The sequence below is a fragment of the Pseudomonas silensiensis genome (genome assembly GCF_050434865.1).
Classification (GTDB): Bacteria; Pseudomonadota; Gammaproteobacteria; order Pseudomonadales; family Pseudomonadaceae; genus Aquipseudomonas; species Aquipseudomonas fluorescens_W.
The window spans coordinates 182,619-203,307 of sequence record NZ_JBNDJH010000003.1; the positions used below are offsets into that span (position 1 = coordinate 182,619).

Below are 20,689 nucleotides of genomic sequence, written 5' to 3' on the forward strand. Positions count from 1 at the left end.
GGCTCAGCCTCCGGTCACGGTCGGGAAAAAGGCCACTTCATCGCCATCGCTCACCGGCTCATCGAGCTGGCACAGGTCTTCGTTGCGAGCACACATCAGGTTCTGCTCGCTCAACACTTCGGCACCCTCTCGCTGGGCCAGCAGCGCTCGCACATCGTCGACGGTGGCAAAGCTGCCTTCAACCTTCACCGAATCCACGCCGAGCGCTTCACGGTAACGGGCAAAAAACTTCACGGTGACGTTCATGGTTGATCCGCCTGAAAATGGCCGCTCTTGCCGCCGAGTTTCTCCAGCAGCCGCACGCTTTCAATAGTCATGCCGCGATCCACGGCTTTGCACATGTCGTAGATGGTCAGCGCCGCGACGCTGGCGGCGGTCAGGGCTTCCATCTCCACGCCGGTTTGTCCGGACAACTTGCAGCGCGCCACGATGCGCACGGTGTCGTCGCCTTCGGCACTGAGCTCGACCTTGACGCCGGTGAGCAGCAGCGGGTGGCACAGAGGGATCAGATCGCTGGTTTTCTTCGCGGCCTGAATGCCGGCGATACGCGCCACGGCGAACACATCACCCTTGGGGTGACCGCCGCTGACGATCATCTGCAGGGTTTCGGGCAGCATGCGCACCAGCGCTTGGGCCGTTGCTTCACGGAACGTCACGGCTTTTTCAGTGACGTCGACCATATTGGCGCGACCTTGGGAATCGAGATGAGTCAGCACAGGGATACTCCTGATCAGGAGCACCGATTGTAAACCTGTGGGTCAAAATTCCGCACGTTTGATTATCGGATCACCACTAAACCCTGTGGGAGCGAGCTTGGTCCGGGCGGCGTTCCGACGATGACGGTGTATCAGTCAACATCAATACTGAATGTCAGACCTCTATCGTCGGAACGCCGCCCGGACCAAGCTCGCTCCCACAGGGGTTATGTGTCAGGCATAAAAAAACCGGGCGGCCTGTGAGGTCGCCCGGTTTTGGTGAAGGTTACAAATGCGATTCGGCGTATTCGGCCAGAATCGAACGTGGCACCCCTTGCAGGGTGATGTGCACACCGTTGGGGAAATCCTTGAAGCGTTCTGTCAGGTACGTCAGCCCGGAACTGGTCGCGGACAGGTAAGGGGTGTCGATCTGCGCCAGGTTGCCCAGGCACACTACTTTGGAACCGGCGCCGGCACGGGTGATGATGGTTTTCATCTGGTGCGGCGTGAGGTTCTGGCATTCATCGATCAGGATCAGACTCTGCTGGAAGCTGCGGCCTCGAATGTAGTTGAGGGATTTGAACTGCAACGGCACTTTGCTGAGGATGTAATCGACGCTGCCATGGGTGTTTTCGTCATCCATGTGCAAGGCTTCGAGGTTGTCGGTGATGGCGCCCAGCCAAGGCTCCATTTTTTCTGCTTCGGTGCCGGGCAGGAAACCGATCTCCTGATCCAGGCCCTGCACGCTACGGGTCGCGATGATCCGGCGATAGCGCTTGCTGACCATGGTCTGCTCGATCGCAGCCGCCAGTGCGAGGATGGTTTTACCCGAACCTGCTGCCCCGGTCAGGTTGACCAGGTGGATATCCGGGTCGAGCAAGGCGTACAGCGCCAGGCTTTGATAGATGTCACGCGGTTTCAGGCCCCAGGCTTCCTGGTGCAACAGGGGTTCCTGATGCAGGTCGAGAATCAGCAGCTTGTCTTCCTCGATCTCCTTGATCCAGCCGACAAAGCCCTGTTCATCGATGATGAACTCGTTGACGTGTACCGCCGGCAGGTTGTCGATCAACTGCACCTGGTGCCAGGTGCGGCCATGGTCCTGACGGGTGTCGACATTCCTCACACGGTCCCAGAAGGAGCCGGTCATGTTGTGATAACCGTTGGGCAGCAGCGACACGTCGTCGACCAGTTGGTCGGTGCTGTAATCCTCGGCCGCGATCCCGCAAGCCCGGGCCTTGAGGCGCATGTTGATGTCTTTGGTGACCAGCACCACGGGCAGCTTTGGTTCACGCGCGTGCAGGTCGATCAACTGGTTGATGATGATGTTGTCGTTCAGGTGCTCGGGCAGAATGAGGTTCGGTTCCGCACGCTTGCTCATCAGAATTGACAGCAAGCCCTTGGGACCGCTTTTACCACGCTGGATCGGAACGCCGAGCTCGACGTCTTCAGGACTGGCATCGCCCAGGGTCTTGTCGATCAGGCGAATCGCCTGACGGCATTCCGCAGCCACGCTGTGATGCCCGCTCTTGAGCTTGTCGAGCTCCTCAAGCACGGTCATCGGGATGGCGACGTGGTGTTCTTCGAAGTTAAGCAGGGCGTTTGGATCGTGAATCAATACGTTGGTATCGAGTACATAAAGGATTGGCTGGTTGGAGGAAGAACTACGTCCGTGATCATCCATACTCGGTCACCTTTGTGGGAGCCAGTCGACGCAATACCGTGACAGTGCTGCGCCTCGAAGTGGCCACCGAATTCACCTGCGAGGACTCAAGTGAACTGCACACAAATGGGGGTCTTGGAAGACGCCACCTGTCTGCAGGTTTCGGCGGTCTGTCTTCGTAATACTCCAAAACCTGTGACAGAAAAAAGTACTTTGACGTTTTTTTGAAGTTTATTTTTCAGAGTGACCAATAGCACTAGGCGGATTGCCATCACCCCGTTAAAGTCGGAAGTCCGCCTGCATCGAATTCTCGCCCAAAATCACCCTTCGCCCAATGTTTACGGCCTTTCACCGTTTTCAGCGAAACGCGTCCTGACAGTCTTCCCAGCCGATTCCGCTTTGCGCCGTTTGCGTGATGAGCCAGGGCATCGCCGTTTTCAGCGCATCCTGCTTCACGTTGAAGTTGATCACCCCGTGGCGCCACAACAACATCAGGCTCAACACCCGTTGCGCGCTCTGATTGGCTTTCAGCTTGCCGGCACCATCCTGGGCATCGATATCCCACAGCGCCACCTGCAAACCCTGGGATTCGAAGAATCCTTCAGCGTCAGACCGACGCTGGCCATCGGGCGGCCGAAACAATGGCACGTAGTTCTCGGGCAGTTTGCTTTTGACCAGTTCGACGCTGCGTCGCACCGAGTCCTGCCAGTCCTGCCAGTGACTGTGGGAGCGAAATTCCCAGCCTTGCGCGCCAATGCATTGTTTGGAGTACGTCGCTTGCAGGCTGGCTACCGAACGATCGGCCAGACGGGCCTGGATGTCCTTGCCGAGGACGAAGAACGTGCCGGTCATGTTCGACTTGCGCAGGTATTCCGTGGCCCAGGCGGTGTTATCCGGCGTGGCATTGGCGGCACTGTCGAAGGTCAGCAAAAACAGCCGGTCATGCATCTGATCGCCGTTGCGCTCATAGTCGCCAAAACGATCGACTTCGCTACTGGTTTGCGGAAACAGCGCAGCCTTGCGCAATTGCTCGTCCAGGTACTGGGCGTGGAACAGTCGGCTCGGCTCGGCCCACTTTATGTAGTAGCTCTCATCGCTGATCTGAAACTTGGCGGCTTGCTGACGCAGGGTGTCCATGTCCTCGACCAGGAAACAGAAGGAGGCATCCTGATCGCAGCTCTGCTGGGCGTAGTTGTAGTTGGTCAGCAGCCGCTGCCACATGCGCTGGCGCAGGTTGTTGATCGATTCCAGATTGACCGTGCGCAACCCCAGGCGCTGGGCCAGACTCACTTCATCCAGGGATTCGCTGGCCAACAAGACGCGAGAAAACATGAGGATCTCGGCCCGAGACGCCACATCAAACAGGGTCGGGCTGTTGAGTTGTTCAGGCCAGGTGCTGCGATCAAGCGTCGCCACATCGCCCGGCGCCGCCATGGCACCGAAGCTCAACAGCCAGGCCGAGAATAGAAAAACGATACGCAATGGGATGTCTCCATAACAAAACCCGCGCGGCACTATAGCTGATCCAGCCCCAACTCCCGCAGAAGCACCTAAATCCCTGTGGCGAGGGAGCTTGCTCCCGCTGGGCTGCGAAGCAGCCCCCAACCTGCAACCTCATTCCTTCAGCTAAAACCAGTGCACCATTTTTGCGACCGCTTCGCGCTCGAGCGGGAGCAAGCTCCCTCGCCACAAAAGCCGCCCCTAGCAAAAACCACGTTCCGCCGCCGATCACCTATGGACTTGATAGCTGGAGTCAACACGGACAACCCCCTAGAATCGCCCCCACGATTAAAGGAGACGACTTCATGCTGATGGTGATTTCCCCCGCCAAGACCCTCGATTACGAAACACCGCCGGCGACCCAACGCTTCACCCAGCCGCAATACCTCGACCATTCCCAGGAGCTGATCCTGCAATTGCGCGAGCTGGCCCCTGCGCAGATCAGCGAGTTGATGCACGTCTCCGACAAGATCGGCGGGCTCAACGCCGCGCGTTTCGGCAGCTGGACGCCTGCGTTCACTCCGGAAAACGCCAAACAGGCACTGCTGGCATTCAAGGGCGACGTCTACACCGGGTTGAATGCTCAAACCTTCAGCGAGGCCGATTTCGATTACGCCCAGCAGCACTTGCGCATGTTATCCGGCCTGTACGGCCTGCTGCGCCCACTGGACCTGATGCAGCCGTATCGACTGGAGATGGGCACCAAACTGGCGAATGCCCGGGGCAAGGACCTGTATGCCTTCTGGGGCACACGGATCAGCGAATGGCTGAACGAAGCCCTGGCCGATCAAGGCGATGATGTGCTGCTGAACCTGGCCTCCAACGAGTACTTCTCGGCAGTCAAACGCAACGCCTTGAACGCGCGCATCATCAATACGGAATTCAAGGATCTGAAGAACGGCCAGTACAAGATCATCAGCTTCTACGCGAAAAAGGCCCGCGGCATGATGAGTCGCTTCGTCATTGAAGAGCGCATCAACGACCCGCAAGCCCTCAAGCAGTTCGATGTACAAGGTTATCGCTACAGCGCCGAACAGTCTAAACCGGACAATCTGGTGTTCCTGCGCGATCACGCGCCCGAGTAAACATCCACTTGGCGCACACCTCATTAACGGGGCGTGCGCCATGTCCAATCGTCCAACAATTCCCCGCCCCATTCGTCACTTTGCTGACGCCAATAATCAATCACTCTATTTTCTAACTTTAGTTTCACTCGACATCGCTGATTTTTTTCAGTAGTGGCACTTAATTTTTTTATCGGTAGTGGCACATGACCATCTAACCCGACAATAACCTTATGTATCAAGGGCGAAACAGGTGTTGCTATCAATATGAAGGCAGTGCCATCTTTTTCAATATTTCAAGAAATTTCAGAATTCGCGATGGGCGGACTGGAACTATGTCCAGATGCGTCGTTCATACCATCGGTAACCATTCTCCCTGAGCTTGTACGAGATAACTTACGCAGAGAAGAGACTCACATAGCAAAGTTGTCACATTAACTTCTGCTTACTGATCCCTGATTTGGGCAACACATGAAGGATAGGAGATAAGCATCATAAGTATCCCCTACAAGGCCAAGGCAGCGCCCCTATAAACGTGCTCACCTGAGCACCCAACCGCTTGATTTACGGGCTTATGGCCTGGCATTGAGCGCGCAAGACCTTTGCACGAATGTCTTCTGACTGGAAGATCTGCTGCATAACAGGGCACGCCATAACAATAAAAGCCTAGTTGCGCACCTTTTGAGTGAACTTATTTAGACACTCGGAACTTATATGCCTGCACGCGGCATCGTGACGCCTTTAAGGCGCACTTCCGAGTGCACTACAACCGCTGAACACCATTAACTCCGGCCATGTGATGGCTTGATAAACACAGAGGTAATTGCGATGCGCATCAGCATATTTGGTTTAGGTTACGTCGGCGCAGTATGTGCCGGTTGCCTGTCTGCACGGGGCCATGACGTCGTTGGCGTCGATGTTGCCAAGGACAAAATCGATATGATCAACGCCGGTAAATCGCCGATCGTTGAGCCGGGTCTGGGCGAGCTTCTGCAGAAGGGTATCGAGACGGGCAAACTGCGCGGCACGACCAACTTCGCCGAGGCGATTCGTGACACCGACCTGTCGATGATCTGCGTCGGCACGCCGAGCAAGAAGAACGGCGATCTGGAACTGAACTACATCGAAGCTGTGTGCCGCGAGATCGGTTTTGTCCTGCGTGACAAGACCACCCGTCACACCATCGTGGTTCGCAGCACCGTACTGCCAGGCACTGTGGCAAACGTAGTGATCCCGATCCTCGAAGACTGCTCCGGCAAGAAAGCCGGCGTCGACTTCGGCGTTGCAGTGAACCCTGAGTTCCTGCGTGAAAGCACCGCGATCGCCGACTACGACCTGCCGCCTATGACTGTTATCGGCGAGTTCGACAAGGCTTCCGGCGACGTTCTGCAATCGCTGTACGAAGAACTCGACGCTCCGATCATCCGCAAGGACATCGCAGTGGCCGAGATGATCAAGTACACCTGCAACGTGTGGCACGCCACCAAGGTGACCTTCGCCAACGAGATCGGCAACATCGCCAAGGCCGTCGGCGTCGATGGTCGCGAAGTGATGGAAGTGGTCTGCCAGGACAAGACGCTGAACCTGTCCCAGTACTACATGCGCCCTGGTTTCGCGTTCGGCGGTTCCTGCCTGCCGAAGGACGTTCGCGCCCTGACCTACCGCGCCGGTTCCCTGGACGTGGAAGCACCGCTGCTGAACTCGCTGATGCGCAGTAACGAGTCCCAGGTGCAGAACGCCTTCGACATCGTCACCAGCCACGGCAAACGCAAAGTCGCCCTGCTGGGTCTGAGCTTCAAGGCCGGTACTGACGACCTGCGCGAAAGTCCACTGGTTGATCTGGCAGAAATGCTGATCGGCAAGGGCTACGACCTGAGCATCTACGACACCAACGTCGAATACGCCCGTGTCCACGGTGCGAACAAGGATTACATCGAGTCGAAGATCCCTCACGTCTCGTCCTTGCTCAACGCTGACTTCGACGACGTGATCAACAAGTCCGACGTGATCATCCTCGGCAACCGTGACGAGAAGTTCCGCGCCCTGGCGCAGAACGCTCCACACGGCAAGCAAGTGATCGATCTGGTTGGTTTCATGTCCCAAGCCACCAGCGTGAGTGGCCGGACTGAAGGCATCTGCTGGTAACAAGCGGCATCGGGAGGGTTTGCGGGGCTCACAAAGCCCGCAACCCTCCCGGCTTTTTCGCCTGCCTTAACCCCATCGGGCCACCCCACAGGCTCGCCCGAGATAGAGACGGATGCAGATTATGCACAGGCTAAAGCACGGCCTACTTCAGGTCGCCGGTTGGCTGTTTTACCTAAGTTTATTGATGGGCATCGCCATGGCGTTGCCTGCGTCCACGTTCGACTCCGAGTCGAAGGACTTCATCTTCCTGATCGGTATCGTCGGTATCTGGCGCTACTCGATGGGTGCTACGCACTTTCTGCGCGGCATGCTGTTTCTGTACGTGGTCTACCCGCACCTGCGGCGCAAAGTGCGCAAGCTGGGTAAAGCGGCAGACCCGTCCCATGTGTTTCTGATGGTCACCAGTTTTCGTATCGACGCGCTGACCACCGCCCAGGTCTACGCCTCGGTGATTCGCGAAGCGATCGACTGCGGACTGCCGACCACCATGGTCTGCTCCATCGTGGAAATGTCCGATGAGAAGCTGGTGAAAAGCCTTTGGGCCAAAATGAATCCACCGGCTCGCGTCAAGCTCGACTTCGTGCGCATTCCTGGCACCGGCAAGCGCGACGGCCTGGCCTACGGTTTCCGCGCCATCTCCCGCCACCTGCCGGATGATCGCGCAGTGGTTGCAGTGATCGATGGCGACACCGTGCTCGCTGAAGGCGTCGTGCTCAAGACCGTGCCGTGGTTCCAGCTGTTCGGCAATGTCGGCGGCCTGACCACCAACGAGTTCTGCGAAGTGCGCGGCGGCTACATCATGAGCGAGTGGCACAAACTGCGCTTCGCCCAGCGCCACATCAACATGTGCTCGATGGCCCTGTCCAAGCGCGTGCTGACCATGACCGGGCGGATGTCGGTATTCCGCGCCACCGTGGTGACCAACCCGGACTTCATCGCCGACGTGGAAAGCGACTCGCTGCAACACTGGCGCCTGGGTCGCTTCAAGTTCCTCACCGGTGATGACAAGTCGAGCTGGTTCAGCTTGATGCGCCTGGGCTATGACACGTTTTATGTACCGGACGCCGCGATTCACACCGTGGAACACCCGCCGGAAAAAAGCTTCATCAAGGCCAGTCGCAAACTGATGTTCCGCTGGTACGGCAACAACCTGCGGCAGAACTCCCGCGCCTTGGGCCTGGGGATGAAACGTCTCGGCCTGTTCACTTCGGTGGTGCTGTTCGATCAGCGCGTGTCGATGTGGACGTCGTTGCTGGGCCTGACCGTCGCGCTCATCGCCACCTTCAAGTACGGCGCCGCGTTCATCCTGGTTTACCTGCTGTGGATCGGCATTACCCGCCTGATCCTGACCGTGCTGTTGTCTTTGTCCGGTCACACGATCGGCCCGGCCTACCCTGCGATTCTCTATTACAACCAGATCGTCGGTGCGCTGGTGAAGATCTACGTGTTCTTCCGCCTCGACCAACAGTCCTGGACTCGCCAGCCCACTTCCCTGACCCGTGATCTCGCCAGCTTTCAAGGTTGGTTCAACACTTGGTCGTCTCGGACCATGACCTTCTCCGCCGGCAGCATTTTTGTTGCTGTGCTGCTGATGATGGTCTGACCGAACTCGCCTGAATTAACTAGGAAATCGCCCATATGAATACCGCCGTCAACGCCAACGTAGTGCATGAATCAGAAGCCCAGCGCCAGCACGCCCGGGTAAAAATCCCGGCCAAGCTGCGCTTCTTCGGTCCTGACCGGACCCCGGTAGAAGCTCGGGTCCTCGACCTCTCCGCTGGCGGCCTGGCTTTCAACGCCGGTCAGCTGCCATTGAAGATCGGCGACGTGTACAAGGCTCGCCTGCAGTTCGTCATCGATAACCTCGGCCTGGCCATGGACGTCGAATTACTGGTGCGCTCCCACGACCGCGAAACCGGTCGTACCGGTTGCCAGTTCCAGAACCTCGAATCCCAGGACATTTCCACCCTGCGCCACCTGATCACTTCTCACCTGGCCGGCGACATCGTCACCATGGGTGAAGTGTTGGCCACCCTGCAACGCGACAACTTCACCAAGGCGCGCAAGGCCAAAGATGGCGGCCACGGCATGACCCCGTTCGGTCGTCTGCGTGCAGTGACCTTCAGCTTCGCGATTTTCCTCGTCGGTCTGACGGCATTCGGCTTCATCTTCAAGTCGGTGTACGGCATGTACTTCGTCAGCCACGCCCAGGCCGGTCTGGTCAGCGTAGCAGGCATGAACATCACCATGCCGCGCGACGGCACGGTGAAGAGCCTGATCAAAACCGACGGTATCGCCGCCAAAGGCGCCCCGCTGGCGACGTTCAGCACCAGCATGCTCGACGTACTCAAGGGCCATCTGGACGAAGACCAGCTGCAACCGGCCAAGGTTGAAGAACTGTTCGGCAAGCAAATGACCGGCACCCTGACGTCGCCGTGCGATTGCACCGTAGCGCAGCAAATGGTCGCCGACGGTCAGTACGCCAGCAAAGGCGACGTGATCTTCCAACTGGTGCCGCGTAACAGCGAAGCCAACGTTGAAGCGCGCTTCTCCTATCGCCAGTTCGGCGACGTACTGCCAGGCAGCACGGTCAGCTTCCAGATCGCCGGCGAAGACAAAACCCGCTCCGGCACGATCATCAGCAGCACCAGCCTGAAAAGCGCCGACCTGTCGTCCGACATTCGCGTGCAGATCAAGCCTGACGAGCCGCTGGACAGCAAGTTCGCCGGTCGCCCGGTTGAAGTCAACGCCACCCGTGGTCCGAACCTGAACTGGCTGATCGACAAAGCCATGGCCGCCGGTCGTTAAAAACAAGAGGACATGCCCGTGACTAGCCCACTCAGAATCCTGCCAGTCCCGCTGACTCTGGCCATGGCAATCGCCCTGGCCGGATGCGCCGGCCTGCCCGACCAGCGTCTGGCCAACGAAGCCCTCAAGCGCGGTGATACCACGCTGGCGGCGCAGAATTACCAGCAACTGGCAGACCTGGGCTACAGCGAAGCACAGGTTGGCCTCGCCGATATCCAGGTCGACAGCCGTGACCCGGCGCAGATCAAGAAAGCCGAGGCGACTTATCGCGCTGCAGCCAGTGTCTCGCCGCGAGCTCAGGCTCGCCTGGGTCGTCTGCTGGTGGCCAAACCCGGCTCCACCGAAGCCGAACAGCACGAAGCTGAAGGCCTGTTGAAGAAAGCCACTGCCGCAGGCGAAGGCAACACCCTGATCCCGCTGGCGATGCTGTACCTGCAATACCCGCACAGTTTCCCGAACGTCAACGCGCAACAGCAGATCAGCCAATGGCGTGCCGAAGGCAAGCCGGAAGCGGGCCTGGCCCAAGTGCTGCTCTATCGCACCCAGGGCACTTACGACCAGCATCTGGACGAAGTGGAAACGATCTGCAAAGCCGCGTTGAACACCACCGACATCTGTTACGTCGAACTGGCCACGGTCTATCAGAAAAAAGCCCAGCCAGAGAAACAGGCCGAGCTGATCAAGCAAATGCAAGCCGCTCAGGCTCGCGGCGCAGTTTCCGCCCAGCGGGTGGACAGCGTGGCCCGTGTATTGGGCGATGCATCCCTGGGCAAGACCGACGAGAAAACCGCCCAGTCGCTGCTCGAAAGCATCGCACCTGGCTACCCCGCTTCCTGGGTCAGCCTGGCGCAACTGCTCTACGACTTCCCGGAACTGGGTGACGTCGACACGATGATGAAGTACCTGGACAACGGCCGCGCCGCCGACCAGCCGCGCGCCGAGCTGTTGCTGGGCAAGCTCTACTACGAAGGCAAAATGGTACCGGTTGACGCGAAAGTCGCCGAAGAACACTTCAAGAAAGCCGTCGACAGAGAAGTGGCCGCCGATTACTACCTCGGCCAGATTTACCGTCGCGGTTATCTGGGCAAGGTCTATCCGCAAAAAGCGCTGGACCACCTGCTCAAGGCTGCGCGTAACGGCCAGAGCAGCGCCGACTTCGCCATTGCCCAACTGTTCTCCCAAGGCAAGGGCACCCGGCCCGACCCGCTTAACGCTTATGTCTTCAGCCAATTGGCCAAGGCCCAGAACACCCCGCAAGCCACCGAGCTTGCGCAAACACTCGAAACCCAACTGCCGCCTGCCCAGCTCGCCGAGGCCCAACGTCTGTTGAAACAAGAACAGGCCGTTCGTGGTGCCTTGAGTCAGAACACGCTGGAACTGCATGCCCTGGAAGAAGAAGACGGCGAGGAATCCCTATGAAGTTGAATCCATTTGTGAAGGCCGGTATCGGCCTGTCGTTCGCCCTCTTGTGGTCGTGCCCGACCCTGGCGGCCCTGACTGAAAGCAAGAACTACGGCCTGGACGTGAAAGTTACCGCCCAGTCCGAAGACGACACTGACCTCGGTACGGCGAGCGGCGGCGACGTCAATGGCGTCGGCCTTGACCTGCGTCCATGGATCTACGGCGAGAGCGGCGCGTGGAGCGGCTACGCCATGGGTCAGGCCGTGACGTCCACCGACATCATCGAGACGGACACCCTGCAACAGTCCGACAGCGACGGCACCCAGGCCACCGACAGCGGTGATCGCAAGAGCAAGAAAAACTACCTGGCGATGCGCGAGTTCTGGGTCGGTTACAGCGGCCTTACGCCCTACCCCGGCGAGATACTCAAACTCGGTCGCCAGCGTCTGCGCAATGACGATGGCCAATGGCGCGACACCAACATCGAAGCCCTGAACTGGACCTTCGACACCACCCTGTTGCGCGCCAACGCCGGTGTTGCCGAACGCTTCAGCGAATACCGCACCGACCTCACTGAGCTCGCGCCCAAGGACAAGGATCGCCTGCACGCTTACGCCGATGCGGCGTATCAGTGGACCCCGGGCAACTGGGTCGGCATTCGTGGTCACCACACTCACGATGACGGCAAGCTCGATACCGCGCAGCCAGGTGTTCCCGCCGATTCTCTGGACAAGAAAGAGAACGGCGATATCAGCTGGATCGGCCTTACCGCCGACAGCGATGCCTACAACTGGCGCAACACCAACACCGTCAATTACTGGGGCAGCGTCACGGGCATGAGCGGCGACCGCGACAAGGTCAACCCGCTCAACGCCGATGGCACCGCTCCGGCACAAGCCAAAACCAGTGGCAATATTGATGGCTGGGCCACTGACCTGGGCGTGCGTCTGCGCCTCGATCCGCAATGGCAAGTCGGTGCAGCCTATGCCCGTGCCAGTGCCGATTACGAACAGAACGGCCTGCAAAGCAACCGTTCGAACTACACCGGTACTCGCTCGCGGGTTCACCGTTTCGGCGAAGCCTTCCGTGGCGAAACGAGCAACATGCAGAGCGCTACCTTGTTCGGTTCGTGGATGCTCAACGACGAATACGACGCCAGTGTGATCTACCACAAATTCTGGCGCGTCGACGGCAACAAGCCGGTCGGCAGCAACGGCATCAACGCCGTCCAGAACGACACCGACGACGTGACCGGCGCGATTCTTTCCAGCACGTCCCTGCCGCTGGACGATGGCAACAAAGACCTCGGCCAGGAAATGGACGTGGTCGTCACCAAGTACTTCAAGCAAGGCCTGCTGCCTGCCTCCTTGAGCCAATCGATCGATGAGCCTTCGGCCCTGGTGCGGTTGCGTGGCGGTGTGTTCAAACCCGGCGATGCGTATGGCAAAGGCGTCGACTCGTACATGCACCGCGCGTTTATCGACGTGATCTGGCGCTTCTGATGCGAACCGCTAAGGGAGTTCCTGACATGAACAGTCCGAAGAGAGGCTCGATAACCTTGCTGGCCGGCGCGATGTTGCTGGCCAGCACGGCGGTCTTCGCCACTGTGGAGCCGGCCTCGCCCGTTCACAAAGGCCAGCCGGCGACCCTTGCCAAGGGATTGCAACAGGCCAAGACCTACACCGTCAGCAGCGCACCGACCGCGCCGCTGGAGTTGGCCACGCCGAAACTGCCGGACACCTCCGGCTACACCGCCGAAGCCATCGCCGCGAAAATCGTGCGCACCAAGGCCGGCAAAATCAGCGTGCGCCGGATGATGCAGGAAAACGCCCTGAAGGACTTCATCGGCGGCGATAACAAGATGGCCGAATGGGTCGTGCGTCAGCACGGTATCCCACAGGCGATTTTCATCGACGACGGCTACATGAACCTCAAGGATCTGGCCAACAAAGTACCCAAGCAGTACTTCAGCGAAACCTCGCCAGGTGTATTCCTGGCGAAGTTGCCGATCGTGGTGGGTCAGAAAGGCATCCTGGAAATCGACAAGCAGACCCAGGAACTGCGCCTCTCCCAAGAGTCCGGTTCGTTCCTGGTCAATGACGGCCAGCTGTTTGTGCGTGATACCAAAATCACTGGCTGGAGCGAGAAGGCAAACGGTCCGGCGGCCTTCAAGTCGCCGAAGGAATTCCGTCCGTTCCTGCTGTCCTGGGGCGGTACCGAGACTTACATCGCCAACAGCAAGATCGCCAGTTTCGGCTACGCCAACAGTAAGTCCTATGGCGTGAGTATTTCCCAATACACGCCGAACATGGCCAAGGTGCTCAAGCGCCCTGAACCGACCGGCTGGATCGTCGGCTCCGAGTTCTCGGACATGTGGTACGGCTTCTACTGCTACGAAGCCCGCGACTTTGTGGTCAAGGGCAACACCTACAAAGACAACATCGTCTACGGCATTGACCCGCATGACCGTTCCCACGGTCTGATCATCGCCGACAACACAGTGTTTGGTACCAAGAAGAAGCACGGAATCATTATTTCCCGTGAAGTGAACGACAGCTTCATCTTCAACAACCGCAGCTACGACAACAAGTTGTCGGGCCTGGTGATCGACCGTAACAGCGTCAACAACCTGATTGCCTACAACGAGATCTACAAGAACCACACCGACGGCATCACCCTCTACGAGAGTGGCGACAACCTGCTGTGGGGCAACAAAGTGATCAGCAACAAGCGCCACGGCATCCGGATTCGTAACAGCGTAAACATCCGCCTTTACGAAAACCTGTCCATGGCCAACGGCCTGACCGGCGTCTACGGCCACATCAAGGACCTGAGCGACACCGACCGTGACATCAAGCTCGACCCGTTCGATGCCCAGGTGTCCCTGATCGTGGTCGGCGGCGAACTGGCCGGCAACGGCAGCGGACCGCTGTCCATCGACTCGCCGCTGAGCGTCGAGTTGTATCGCGTGTCCATGCTCGCACCGACCAAAACCGTTGGCATCAGCTTCTCGGGGATTCTCGGCGAGCGCCAGGATGAAATTCTCGACCTGCTGGTGCGCCAGCAGAAAGCCGTGCTGATCGACCCTGTCGAACGCCAGACCGAAATGCGGGACTGAGGATAATTTTATGCACTCACACTTGATCAAATTACTCAGCTTGTCGGCCCTGACCGCCGGCATTCTCGCGGCCAGCGGCGGTGTTCGCGCGGACGAAGTCCAGGCACCAAAATTTTCCGCCGAACCGTGCTGCAGCTTGTGCCCGGCAGCCCACGACCCGAAAAACTACACCACGCGTTACCAGCAGAACTTCACCACGCTGGTGCAGGCTCAGGGCGATTGGCTGTTCCGTACGCAAGAAGACTTGCGCACCGAGTTCGACACCACCCCCGTCGGCTACAAACGCATGAAAGAACTGCACGATGCGTTCAAGAGCAAAGGCATTGAACTGGTCATCGTTTACCAGCCGACCCGTGGTCTGGTGAACCGCAACAAGCTCAATCCGGAAGAAAAGGCCAAGTACGATTTCGACAAGGCCTTGAGGAACTACAAGACCATGCTGGGGCGTTTCGCCGCCATGGGCTACACCGTGCCGGACCTGTCGCCGCTGACCAACGAGTCGCTGCCTGACACCCTGCCGGCCCACGACTTCTACTTCCAGGGCGACCAACACTGGACGCCGTATGGCGCCCAGCGCACGGCGAAAATCGTCGGTGAGCAAATCAAGAAAATGCCGGCCTTTGCCGACGTGCCGAAACGCGAATTCGAGAGCCATAAGTCGGGTCGCATGGGTAAGACCGGAACGTTACACAACATGGCTGGTCAACTCTGTGGCACCAGCTACGCGATCCAGTACATGGATCAATTCACCACCGAGCCGAAAGGCGAAGCAGCTGATGGCGATCTGTTCAGTGACTCCGGCAATCCGGAAGTCACCCTGGTCGGCACCAGCCACAGTGGCAAGAATTACAACTTCGCCGGTTTCCTCGAAGAGGCCATCGGCGCCGACATCCTCAACGTGGCGTTCCCTGGCGGTGGCCTGGAAGGTTCGATGCTGCAGTACCTGGGCAGCGAAGAGTTCCAGACCAAGCCGCCGAAGATTCTGATCTGGGAATTCTCGCCGCTTTATCGCCTTGACCAGGAAACCATCTACCGCCAGATGATGGCGCTGCTGGACAACGGTTGCGAAGGAAAGGATGCACAGATGACCGGCAGTGCCACGTTGAAACCGGGCAAGAACGAATTGATGGTCAACAGCAAGAACCTGAATCTGCAAAACAGCAGCCACCAGGTTGATATCCGCTTCGCCGATCCGTCGGTGAAAGTTCTGCAAGCCACCCTCTGGTACATGAACGGTCGCCACGAGGACATCAAGATCGAAAAACCGGAAACCTCCGATACCGACGGGCGTTTCGCCTTTGAGTTGCGCACGGACGAAGATTGGGCCTCGCAGAATCTGCTGGCCGTCGAAGTCCAGGGCCCTGAAGCAGGTGCCGCGCCACAGAAAGTCGAAGCGAAAATCTGCAAACGCAACGTGTTCTCTGGCGCTGGGCAGCGTACCGCTCAGGCCGGGCAATGAGGCAACTATGCAAACCCGAACTTTGAAAAGATTGATCGCACCGTCCCTGTTGAGCCTGGCCATGTTTGCCGGTGCGACACAGGCCGCCGCGCCACTGCGTCCGCCACAGGGATACTTTGCGCCGATTGAAAAAGTCAAAACCGGCGACAAGAGCGAAGGCTGTGATGCGATGCCGACGCCGTACACCGGCTCGCTGCAATTTCGCAGCAAATACGAAGGTTCCGACAAGGCCCGTTCGACCCTGAACGAGGTATCGGAAAAAGCCTTCCGCGACACCACGGCTGACATCACCAAGATTGAGCGCGGCACCAGCAAGCGCGTGATGCAGTACATGCGTGACGGTCGTCCGGAACAGCTCGAATGCACCCTGAACTGGTTGACCGCATGGGCCAAGGCCGATGCGTTGATGTCCAAGGATTTCAACCACACCGGCAAGTCCATGCGCAAATGGGCGTTGGGCAGCATGGCGTCGTCCTATATCCGCCTGAAGTTCTCCGACTCGCATCCGTTGGCGAACCACCCGCAAGAGTCGCAGTTGATTGAAGCCTGGTTCAGCAAAATGGCTGATCAGGTGGTCAGCGATTGGGACAACCTGCCGCTGGATAAAACCAACAACCACTCGTACTGGGCTGCCTGGTCGGTGATGGCGACGTCGGTCGCCACCAACCGCCGCGACCTGTTCGACTGGTCGGTGAAGGAATTCAAGGTCGGCGCCAATCAAATCGACGCCGAGGGTTACCTGCCTAACGAGCTCAAGCGCGAGCAACGCGCCCTCGCCTACCACAACTACGCCCTGCCGCCACTCGCGATGATCGCCAGTTTCGCTCAGGTCAACGGTGTGGACTTGCGTCAGGAAAACAATGGCGCATTGAAACGCCTGGGTGATCGAGTGCTCGCGGGTGTCAAAGACCCGGAAGAATTCGAGAACAAGAACGGCAAGGAACAGGACATGACCGACCTGAAAATCGACTCGAAATTCGCCTGGCTCGAACCGTTCTGCACGCTCTACACCTGCTCGCCGGATGTGCTTGAGAAAAAGCACGAGATGCAGCCGTTCAAGACTTTCCGCCTCGGTGGTGACCTGACCAAGGTCTACGACCCGGCAAATGAGAAAGGCAAAAAAGGCTCCTAGAGCCAAACGCAAAACCCTGTAGGAGCGAGCCTGCTCGCGAAGCGGTGTATCAGTCGACATCAACGTTGAATGTCAGACCGCAATCGCGAGCAGGCTCACTCCCACAGGTTCTGTGTCAGGTGTGAGTTTTTGTGTGTTACGCCCTCCGGTTTTTGGTGGGGGGTTTGGGGGGGCTGCGGCCCTTGACTGTTGGTTAAACATGGAGAGACCGGGATGGTATTTTCATCCAACGTGTTCCTGTTTTTGTTCCTGCCGATCTTTCTCGGCATGTACTACTTAAGCGGAATACGCTATCGCAACCTGCTGCTGCTGATCGCCAGCTACGTGTTCTATGCCTGGTGGCGTGTGGACTTCCTTGCGCTGTTCGCAGCCGTCACCTTGTGGAACTACTGGATCGGCCTCAAAGTCGGTGCCGCAGGCGTTCGGACCAAACCGGCACAACGCTGGTTGCTCCTGGGCGTGGCCGTCGACCTGTGCATTCTCGGCTACTTCAAGTACGCCAACTTCGGTGTCGACAGCATCAACGCGATGATGACCTCCGTCGGTCTGTCGCCGTTTATCCTGACCCACGTGCTGTTGCCGATCGGGATCTCGTTCTACATCTTCGAGTCCATCAGCTACATCATCGACGTCTACCGTGGTGACACGCCGGCGACCCGCAACCTGATCGACTTTGCCGCTTTCGTGGCGATCTTCCCGCACCTGATCGCCGGTCCGGTGTTGCGTTTCCGCGACCTCGCCGACCAGTTCAACAACCGCACCCACACCCTCGACAAGTTCTCCGAGGGCTGCACGCGGTTCATGCAGGGTTTCATCAAGAAGGTTTTCATCGCCGATACCCTGGCGGTCGTGGCCGACCATTGCTTCGCCTTGCAGAACCCGACCACGGGCGATGCCTGGCTCGGCGCGCTGGCCTACACCGCGCAACTGTATTTCGACTTCTCCGGTTACAGCGACATGGCCATCGGTCTGGGCTTGATGATGGGTTTCCGCTTCATGGAAAACTTCAAACAGCCGTATATCAGCCAGTCGATCACCGAGTTCTGGCGTCGCTGGCACATCAGCCTGTCCACCTGGTTGCGTGACTACCTGTACATCACGCTGGGCGGTAACCGTAAAGGTACGCTGATGACCTATCGCAACCTGTTCCTGACCATGCTGCTCGGTGGTCTGTGGCACGGCGCGAACATCACGTACATCGTCTGGGGGGCCTGGCACGGCATGTGGCTGGCGATCGAAAAAGCCCTCGGCCTGAATACCTCGCCGCGCAGCATCAACCCGATTCGCTGGGCGCTGACCTTCCTGCTCGTGGTCATGGGCTGGGTGATCTTCCGCTCGGAAAACCTGCACGTCGCCGGCCGTATGTACGGCGCGATGTTCAGCTTCGGCGAATGGTCACTGTCGGAACTCAATGCGGCCAGCCTCACCGGCCTGCAAGTGGCGACTCTGGTGGTGGCTTACGTGACCCTGGCGTTCTTCGGCATTCGTGACTTCTACAGCAACCTGCCGCCTGAAAAGACCAAGCCTGTTGTGAACGTCGCGGCCGATGGCCCGGCTGCCGCTACGCCTGGAATGATCAAAGCCGTACCGGGCGACAACCCTGGCAGCATCCACGAGCCTGGCTACACCGTCGGCGTTGAAGCGACTGTGCAACCGGCCTACTGGACGGCGGACTGGTCTCGTTACGTGATGCGCACGCTGGTACTGGTGCTGTTCATCGCCTCGATTTTCAAACTCTCGGCGCAAAGCTTTTCGCCGTTCCTTTACTTCCAGTTCTGAGGGATCTGACTATGACCCGCTCATTACGCATCCTCTACATCGCCCTGTTCATGGTGACGCTGTTGGTCCTGGGCCTGTGGTCCACGCGCAGTTTCTTCGGCTTTAGTACCTCTGCCGAAACGACAGTGCTCAACGGCCGCTGGACCAAGGCTGTGGAAACACATTACGACGACGAGTTTCCGATCAAGCGCCTGGGCACCAACCTTTGGGCTGCGCTGGATTTCAAACTGTTCAACGAAGGTCGTCCGGGCGTCGTGCTCGGCCGCGATCAGTGGTTGTACAGCGATGAAGAATTCAATCCGATCGTCAACGAAGAGTTGAACCTACAAGGCAACTACGCACTCGTAGAAGGCGTACGTCAGGAATTGAAAGCCAAGGGCGTGAAACTGGTCATGGCGATCGTGCCGGCCAAGACTCGCCTGTACCCGGAACACCTGGGTGAAGTGAAGCCTTCGAGCATCCACGCCAACCTCTATGAGGACTTCCACGCTCATGTGGCGGCCAACAAAGTACTCGCGCCCGACCTGTTCGGCCCGATGCTGAAAGCCAAGCTGGACGGTCAGCAAGTATTCCTGCGCACCGACACCCACTGGACCCCGGAAGGCGCACAAATCGCCGCCGAGACCCTGGCGAAATCCATTACCGATAAATACCCGCTGAGCGGCGAGCCGCAACACTTCGTCACTGAACCTGCGGAGAAGGTGACGCACAAGGGCGACCTGCGGTTGTTCCTGCCGCTGGACCCGCTGTTCGAAAACATGATGCCAAAGACAGAGCCGTTGCAGAAGCGCAACACCGTGGCAGCACAAGACCAGTCGGCCGGTGATGACGCCCTGTTCGCCAACACCGAAGTACCGGTGGCCCTGATCGGCACCAGCTACAGCGCCAACCCCAACTGGAACTTCGTTGGTGCGCTGAAACAAGCGCTGAACAGCGACGTGGTCAATTACGCCGAAGACGGCCACGGCCCGATTCTGCCAATGCTCAGCTATCTGAAAAGTGATGCTTTCAAGAACAGCCCGCCACAGGTGCTGATCTGGGAGTTTCCTGAACGTTATCTGCCTGTGAACAACGAAATCGGTGACGCCGACCCACAGTGGGTCGCAGAGCTCAAAGAAGCCGGCGCTCGCCAACAAAACGTAGCAGCAAACACTAAATCCGAGACGCCCGACCGGGCGCAAAACTGAAAGAGAGGTACACCATGACTTTCACTACTACTCCTCGCCGTCTCGCCAAGACTTTCGCTCTCGTTGCTGGCATGAGCGTGCTGTCGATGTCCGCCTTCGCTGGCGACGCAGCACTCTACGGCCCGACTGCACCGAAAGGTTCGAGCTTCGTGCGTGTCTACAACGCCGGTAACGCTGAAGTCAGCGCCACCGTCGGCACCACCAACCTGGCCGACGTCGCGCCACTGTCCAGCACTGACTTCAGCTTCATGCCGGGCGGCGACTACAGCGCCAAGGTCGGTAGCCAGTCCCTGCCAGTGAAACTGGCCGGTGATCACTATTACACCCTGGTCAACAACGCCAGCGGCGCACCGCAACTGATCGAAGAGCCGCCGTTCAAGAACAAGCAGAAATCCCTGGTTCGCGTGCAGAACCTCAGCGACAAGGCCCTGACCTTGAAAACTGCTGACGGCAAGACCGAAGTGGTCCCGACCGTGGCCGCCAAGGGCCGTGGCGAGCGTGAAATCAACCCGGTTAAAGTCAGCCTGGCGCTATACGATGGCGACAAGAAAGTCGGCGACGTAAAACCGGTTGCCCTGGAACGTGGTGAAGCCGCCGTGCTGTACGTGACCGGCAGCGGCAGCAGCCTGGCGCCAGTCTGGGTAAAACGCCCGGTTTCGACGCGTTAATCATTTTGTCGGGTAGCCCACGGGCTACCCGGACACGGAATAAGAACAAGAGTGAAACGACAGAACGCAGTAG

16 protein-coding genes are annotated in these 20,689 nt (G+C 58.5%); 12 read left to right on the forward strand and 4 right to left on the reverse strand.

The window, feature by feature from the left end:
• Positions 1–3 precede the first annotated feature (3 nt).
• The 4 genes from moaD to QF010_RS05485 all read right to left on the reverse strand — a co-directional run bounded on the left by moaD (position 4) and on the right by QF010_RS05485 (position 3,837).
• Positions 4–246 carry a molybdopterin converting factor subunit 1 gene (gene moaD, locus QF010_RS05470; protein ID WP_429511051.1) on the reverse strand — a complete coding sequence of 81 codons (243 nt, stop codon included), beginning with the start codon at positions 244–246 and terminating at the stop codon, positions 4–6.
• Positions 243–716: a cyclic pyranopterin monophosphate synthase MoaC gene (gene moaC, locus QF010_RS05475; RefSeq protein WP_033061025.1), complete on the reverse strand. Its 474-nt coding sequence runs from the start codon at positions 714–716 to the stop codon at positions 243–245. The genes moaD and moaC overlap by 4 nt, the downstream gene beginning before the upstream one ends.
• 265 nt (positions 717–981) lie before the next feature.
• Positions 982–2,376, reverse strand: a complete 1,395-nt coding sequence (locus QF010_RS05480; RefSeq protein WP_008153474.1) for a PhoH family protein — start codon at positions 2,374–2,376, stop codon at positions 982–984.
• Between the two features lie 336 nt (positions 2,377–2,712).
• Positions 2,713–3,837: a polysaccharide deacetylase family protein gene (locus QF010_RS05485; RefSeq protein ID WP_033061023.1), complete on the reverse strand. Its 1,125-nt coding sequence runs from the start codon at positions 3,835–3,837 to the stop codon at positions 2,713–2,715.
• Positions 3,838–4,160: 323 nt separating this feature from the next.
• On the opposite strand from QF010_RS05485, the gene yaaA reads away from it, so the two are divergent.
• From yaaA to QF010_RS05545, 12 genes are all read left to right on the forward strand, one after another.
• Complete coding sequence (gene yaaA, locus QF010_RS05490) at positions 4,161–4,940, forward strand: peroxide stress protein YaaA (RefSeq protein WP_033061022.1); 780 nt, start codon at positions 4,161–4,163, stop codon at positions 4,938–4,940.
• An 807-nt stretch (positions 4,941–5,747) separates the two neighbouring features.
• Positions 5,748–7,064: a nucleotide sugar dehydrogenase gene (locus tag QF010_RS05495; protein WP_033061020.1), complete on the forward strand. Its 1,317-nt coding sequence runs from the start codon at positions 5,748–5,750 to the stop codon at positions 7,062–7,064.
• Positions 7,065–7,185: 121 nt separating this feature from the next.
• The gene (gene alg8, locus QF010_RS05500) at positions 7,186–8,667 is read left to right on the forward strand and encodes a mannuronan synthase (protein ID WP_419866204.1); all 1,482 of its coding nucleotides are present in this window, start codon (positions 7,186–7,188) and stop codon (positions 8,665–8,667) included.
• A gap of 35 nt (positions 8,668–8,702) precedes the next feature.
• On the forward strand, positions 8,703–9,872 hold the full coding sequence (locus tag QF010_RS05505) for an alginate biosynthesis protein Alg44 (RefSeq protein ID WP_033061017.1): 1,170 nt from the start codon (positions 8,703–8,705) through the stop codon (positions 9,870–9,872).
• Between the two features lie 12 nt (positions 9,873–9,884).
• Entirely contained in the window at positions 9,885–11,291 is a 1,407-nt protein-coding gene (gene algK, locus QF010_RS05510; RefSeq protein WP_429532561.1) for an alginate biosynthesis TPR repeat lipoprotein AlgK, read from the forward strand.
• Complete coding sequence (locus QF010_RS05515; protein ID WP_033061014.1) at positions 11,288–12,775, forward strand: alginate export family protein; 1,488 nt, start codon at positions 11,288–11,290, stop codon at positions 12,773–12,775. Before algK ends, QF010_RS05515 begins: the two co-directional genes overlap by 4 nt.
• Before the next feature lie 26 nt (positions 12,776–12,801).
• Positions 12,802–14,391, forward strand: coding sequence for a mannuronan 5-epimerase AlgG (algG, locus tag QF010_RS05520; protein ID WP_033061012.1), 1,590 nt, complete (start codon positions 12,802–12,804; stop codon positions 14,389–14,391).
• A 10-nt stretch (positions 14,392–14,401) separates the two neighbouring features.
• On the forward strand, positions 14,402–15,850 hold the full coding sequence (locus QF010_RS05525) for an alginate O-acetyltransferase (RefSeq protein WP_033061009.1): 1,449 nt from the start codon (positions 14,402–14,404) through the stop codon (positions 15,848–15,850).
• A 7-nt stretch (positions 15,851–15,857) separates the two neighbouring features.
• Positions 15,858–16,982 carry a mannuronate-specific alginate lyase gene (locus QF010_RS05530; protein WP_033061008.1) on the forward strand — a complete coding sequence of 375 codons (1,125 nt, stop codon included), beginning with the start codon at positions 15,858–15,860 and terminating at the stop codon, positions 16,980–16,982.
• Positions 16,983–17,195: 213 nt separating this feature from the next.
• Positions 17,196–18,761, forward strand: coding sequence for an MBOAT family O-acyltransferase (locus QF010_RS05535; RefSeq protein WP_033061006.1), 1,566 nt, complete (start codon positions 17,196–17,198; stop codon positions 18,759–18,761).
• An 11-nt stretch (positions 18,762–18,772) separates the two neighbouring features.
• On the forward strand, positions 18,773–19,948 hold the full coding sequence (locus QF010_RS05540) for an alginate O-acetyltransferase (protein ID WP_033061005.1): 1,176 nt from the start codon (positions 18,773–18,775) through the stop codon (positions 19,946–19,948).
• Positions 19,949–19,962: 14 nt separating this feature from the next.
• Complete coding sequence (locus QF010_RS05545; protein WP_033061003.1) at positions 19,963–20,616, forward strand: alginate O-acetyltransferase AlgF; 654 nt, start codon at positions 19,963–19,965, stop codon at positions 20,614–20,616.
• Positions 20,617–20,689: the final 73 nt, after the last annotated feature.

Coding starts and splice junctions, on each gene's coding strand:
- moaD (WP_429511051.1), bottom strand. CDS start 246: ATGAACGTCACCGTGAAGTTTTTTGCCCGTTACCGTGAAGCGCTCGGC.
- QF010_RS05480 (WP_008153474.1), bottom strand. CDS start 2,376: ATGGATGATCACGGACGTAGTTCTTCCTCCAACCAGCCAATCCTTTAT.
- yaaA (WP_033061022.1), top strand. CDS start 4,161: ATGCTGATGGTGATTTCCCCCGCCAAGACCCTCGATTACGAAACACCG.
- QF010_RS05495 (WP_033061020.1), top strand. CDS start 5,748: ATGCGCATCAGCATATTTGGTTTAGGTTACGTCGGCGCAGTATGTGCC.
- alg8 (WP_419866204.1), top strand. CDS start 7,186: ATGCACAGGCTAAAGCACGGCCTACTTCAGGTCGCCGGTTGGCTGTTT.
- QF010_RS05505 (WP_033061017.1), top strand. CDS start 8,703: ATGAATACCGCCGTCAACGCCAACGTAGTGCATGAATCAGAAGCCCAG.
- algK (WP_429532561.1), top strand. CDS start 9,885: ATGCCCGTGACTAGCCCACTCAGAATCCTGCCAGTCCCGCTGACTCTG.
- QF010_RS05515 (WP_033061014.1), top strand. CDS start 11,288: ATGAAGTTGAATCCATTTGTGAAGGCCGGTATCGGCCTGTCGTTCGCC.
- algG (WP_033061012.1), top strand. CDS start 12,802: ATGAACAGTCCGAAGAGAGGCTCGATAACCTTGCTGGCCGGCGCGATG.
- QF010_RS05525 (WP_033061009.1), top strand. CDS start 14,402: ATGCACTCACACTTGATCAAATTACTCAGCTTGTCGGCCCTGACCGCC.
- QF010_RS05530 (WP_033061008.1), top strand. CDS start 15,858: ATGCAAACCCGAACTTTGAAAAGATTGATCGCACCGTCCCTGTTGAGC.
- QF010_RS05535 (WP_033061006.1), top strand. CDS start 17,196: ATGGTATTTTCATCCAACGTGTTCCTGTTTTTGTTCCTGCCGATCTTT.
- QF010_RS05540 (WP_033061005.1), top strand. CDS start 18,773: ATGACCCGCTCATTACGCATCCTCTACATCGCCCTGTTCATGGTGACG.
- QF010_RS05545 (WP_033061003.1), top strand. CDS start 19,963: ATGACTTTCACTACTACTCCTCGCCGTCTCGCCAAGACTTTCGCTCTC.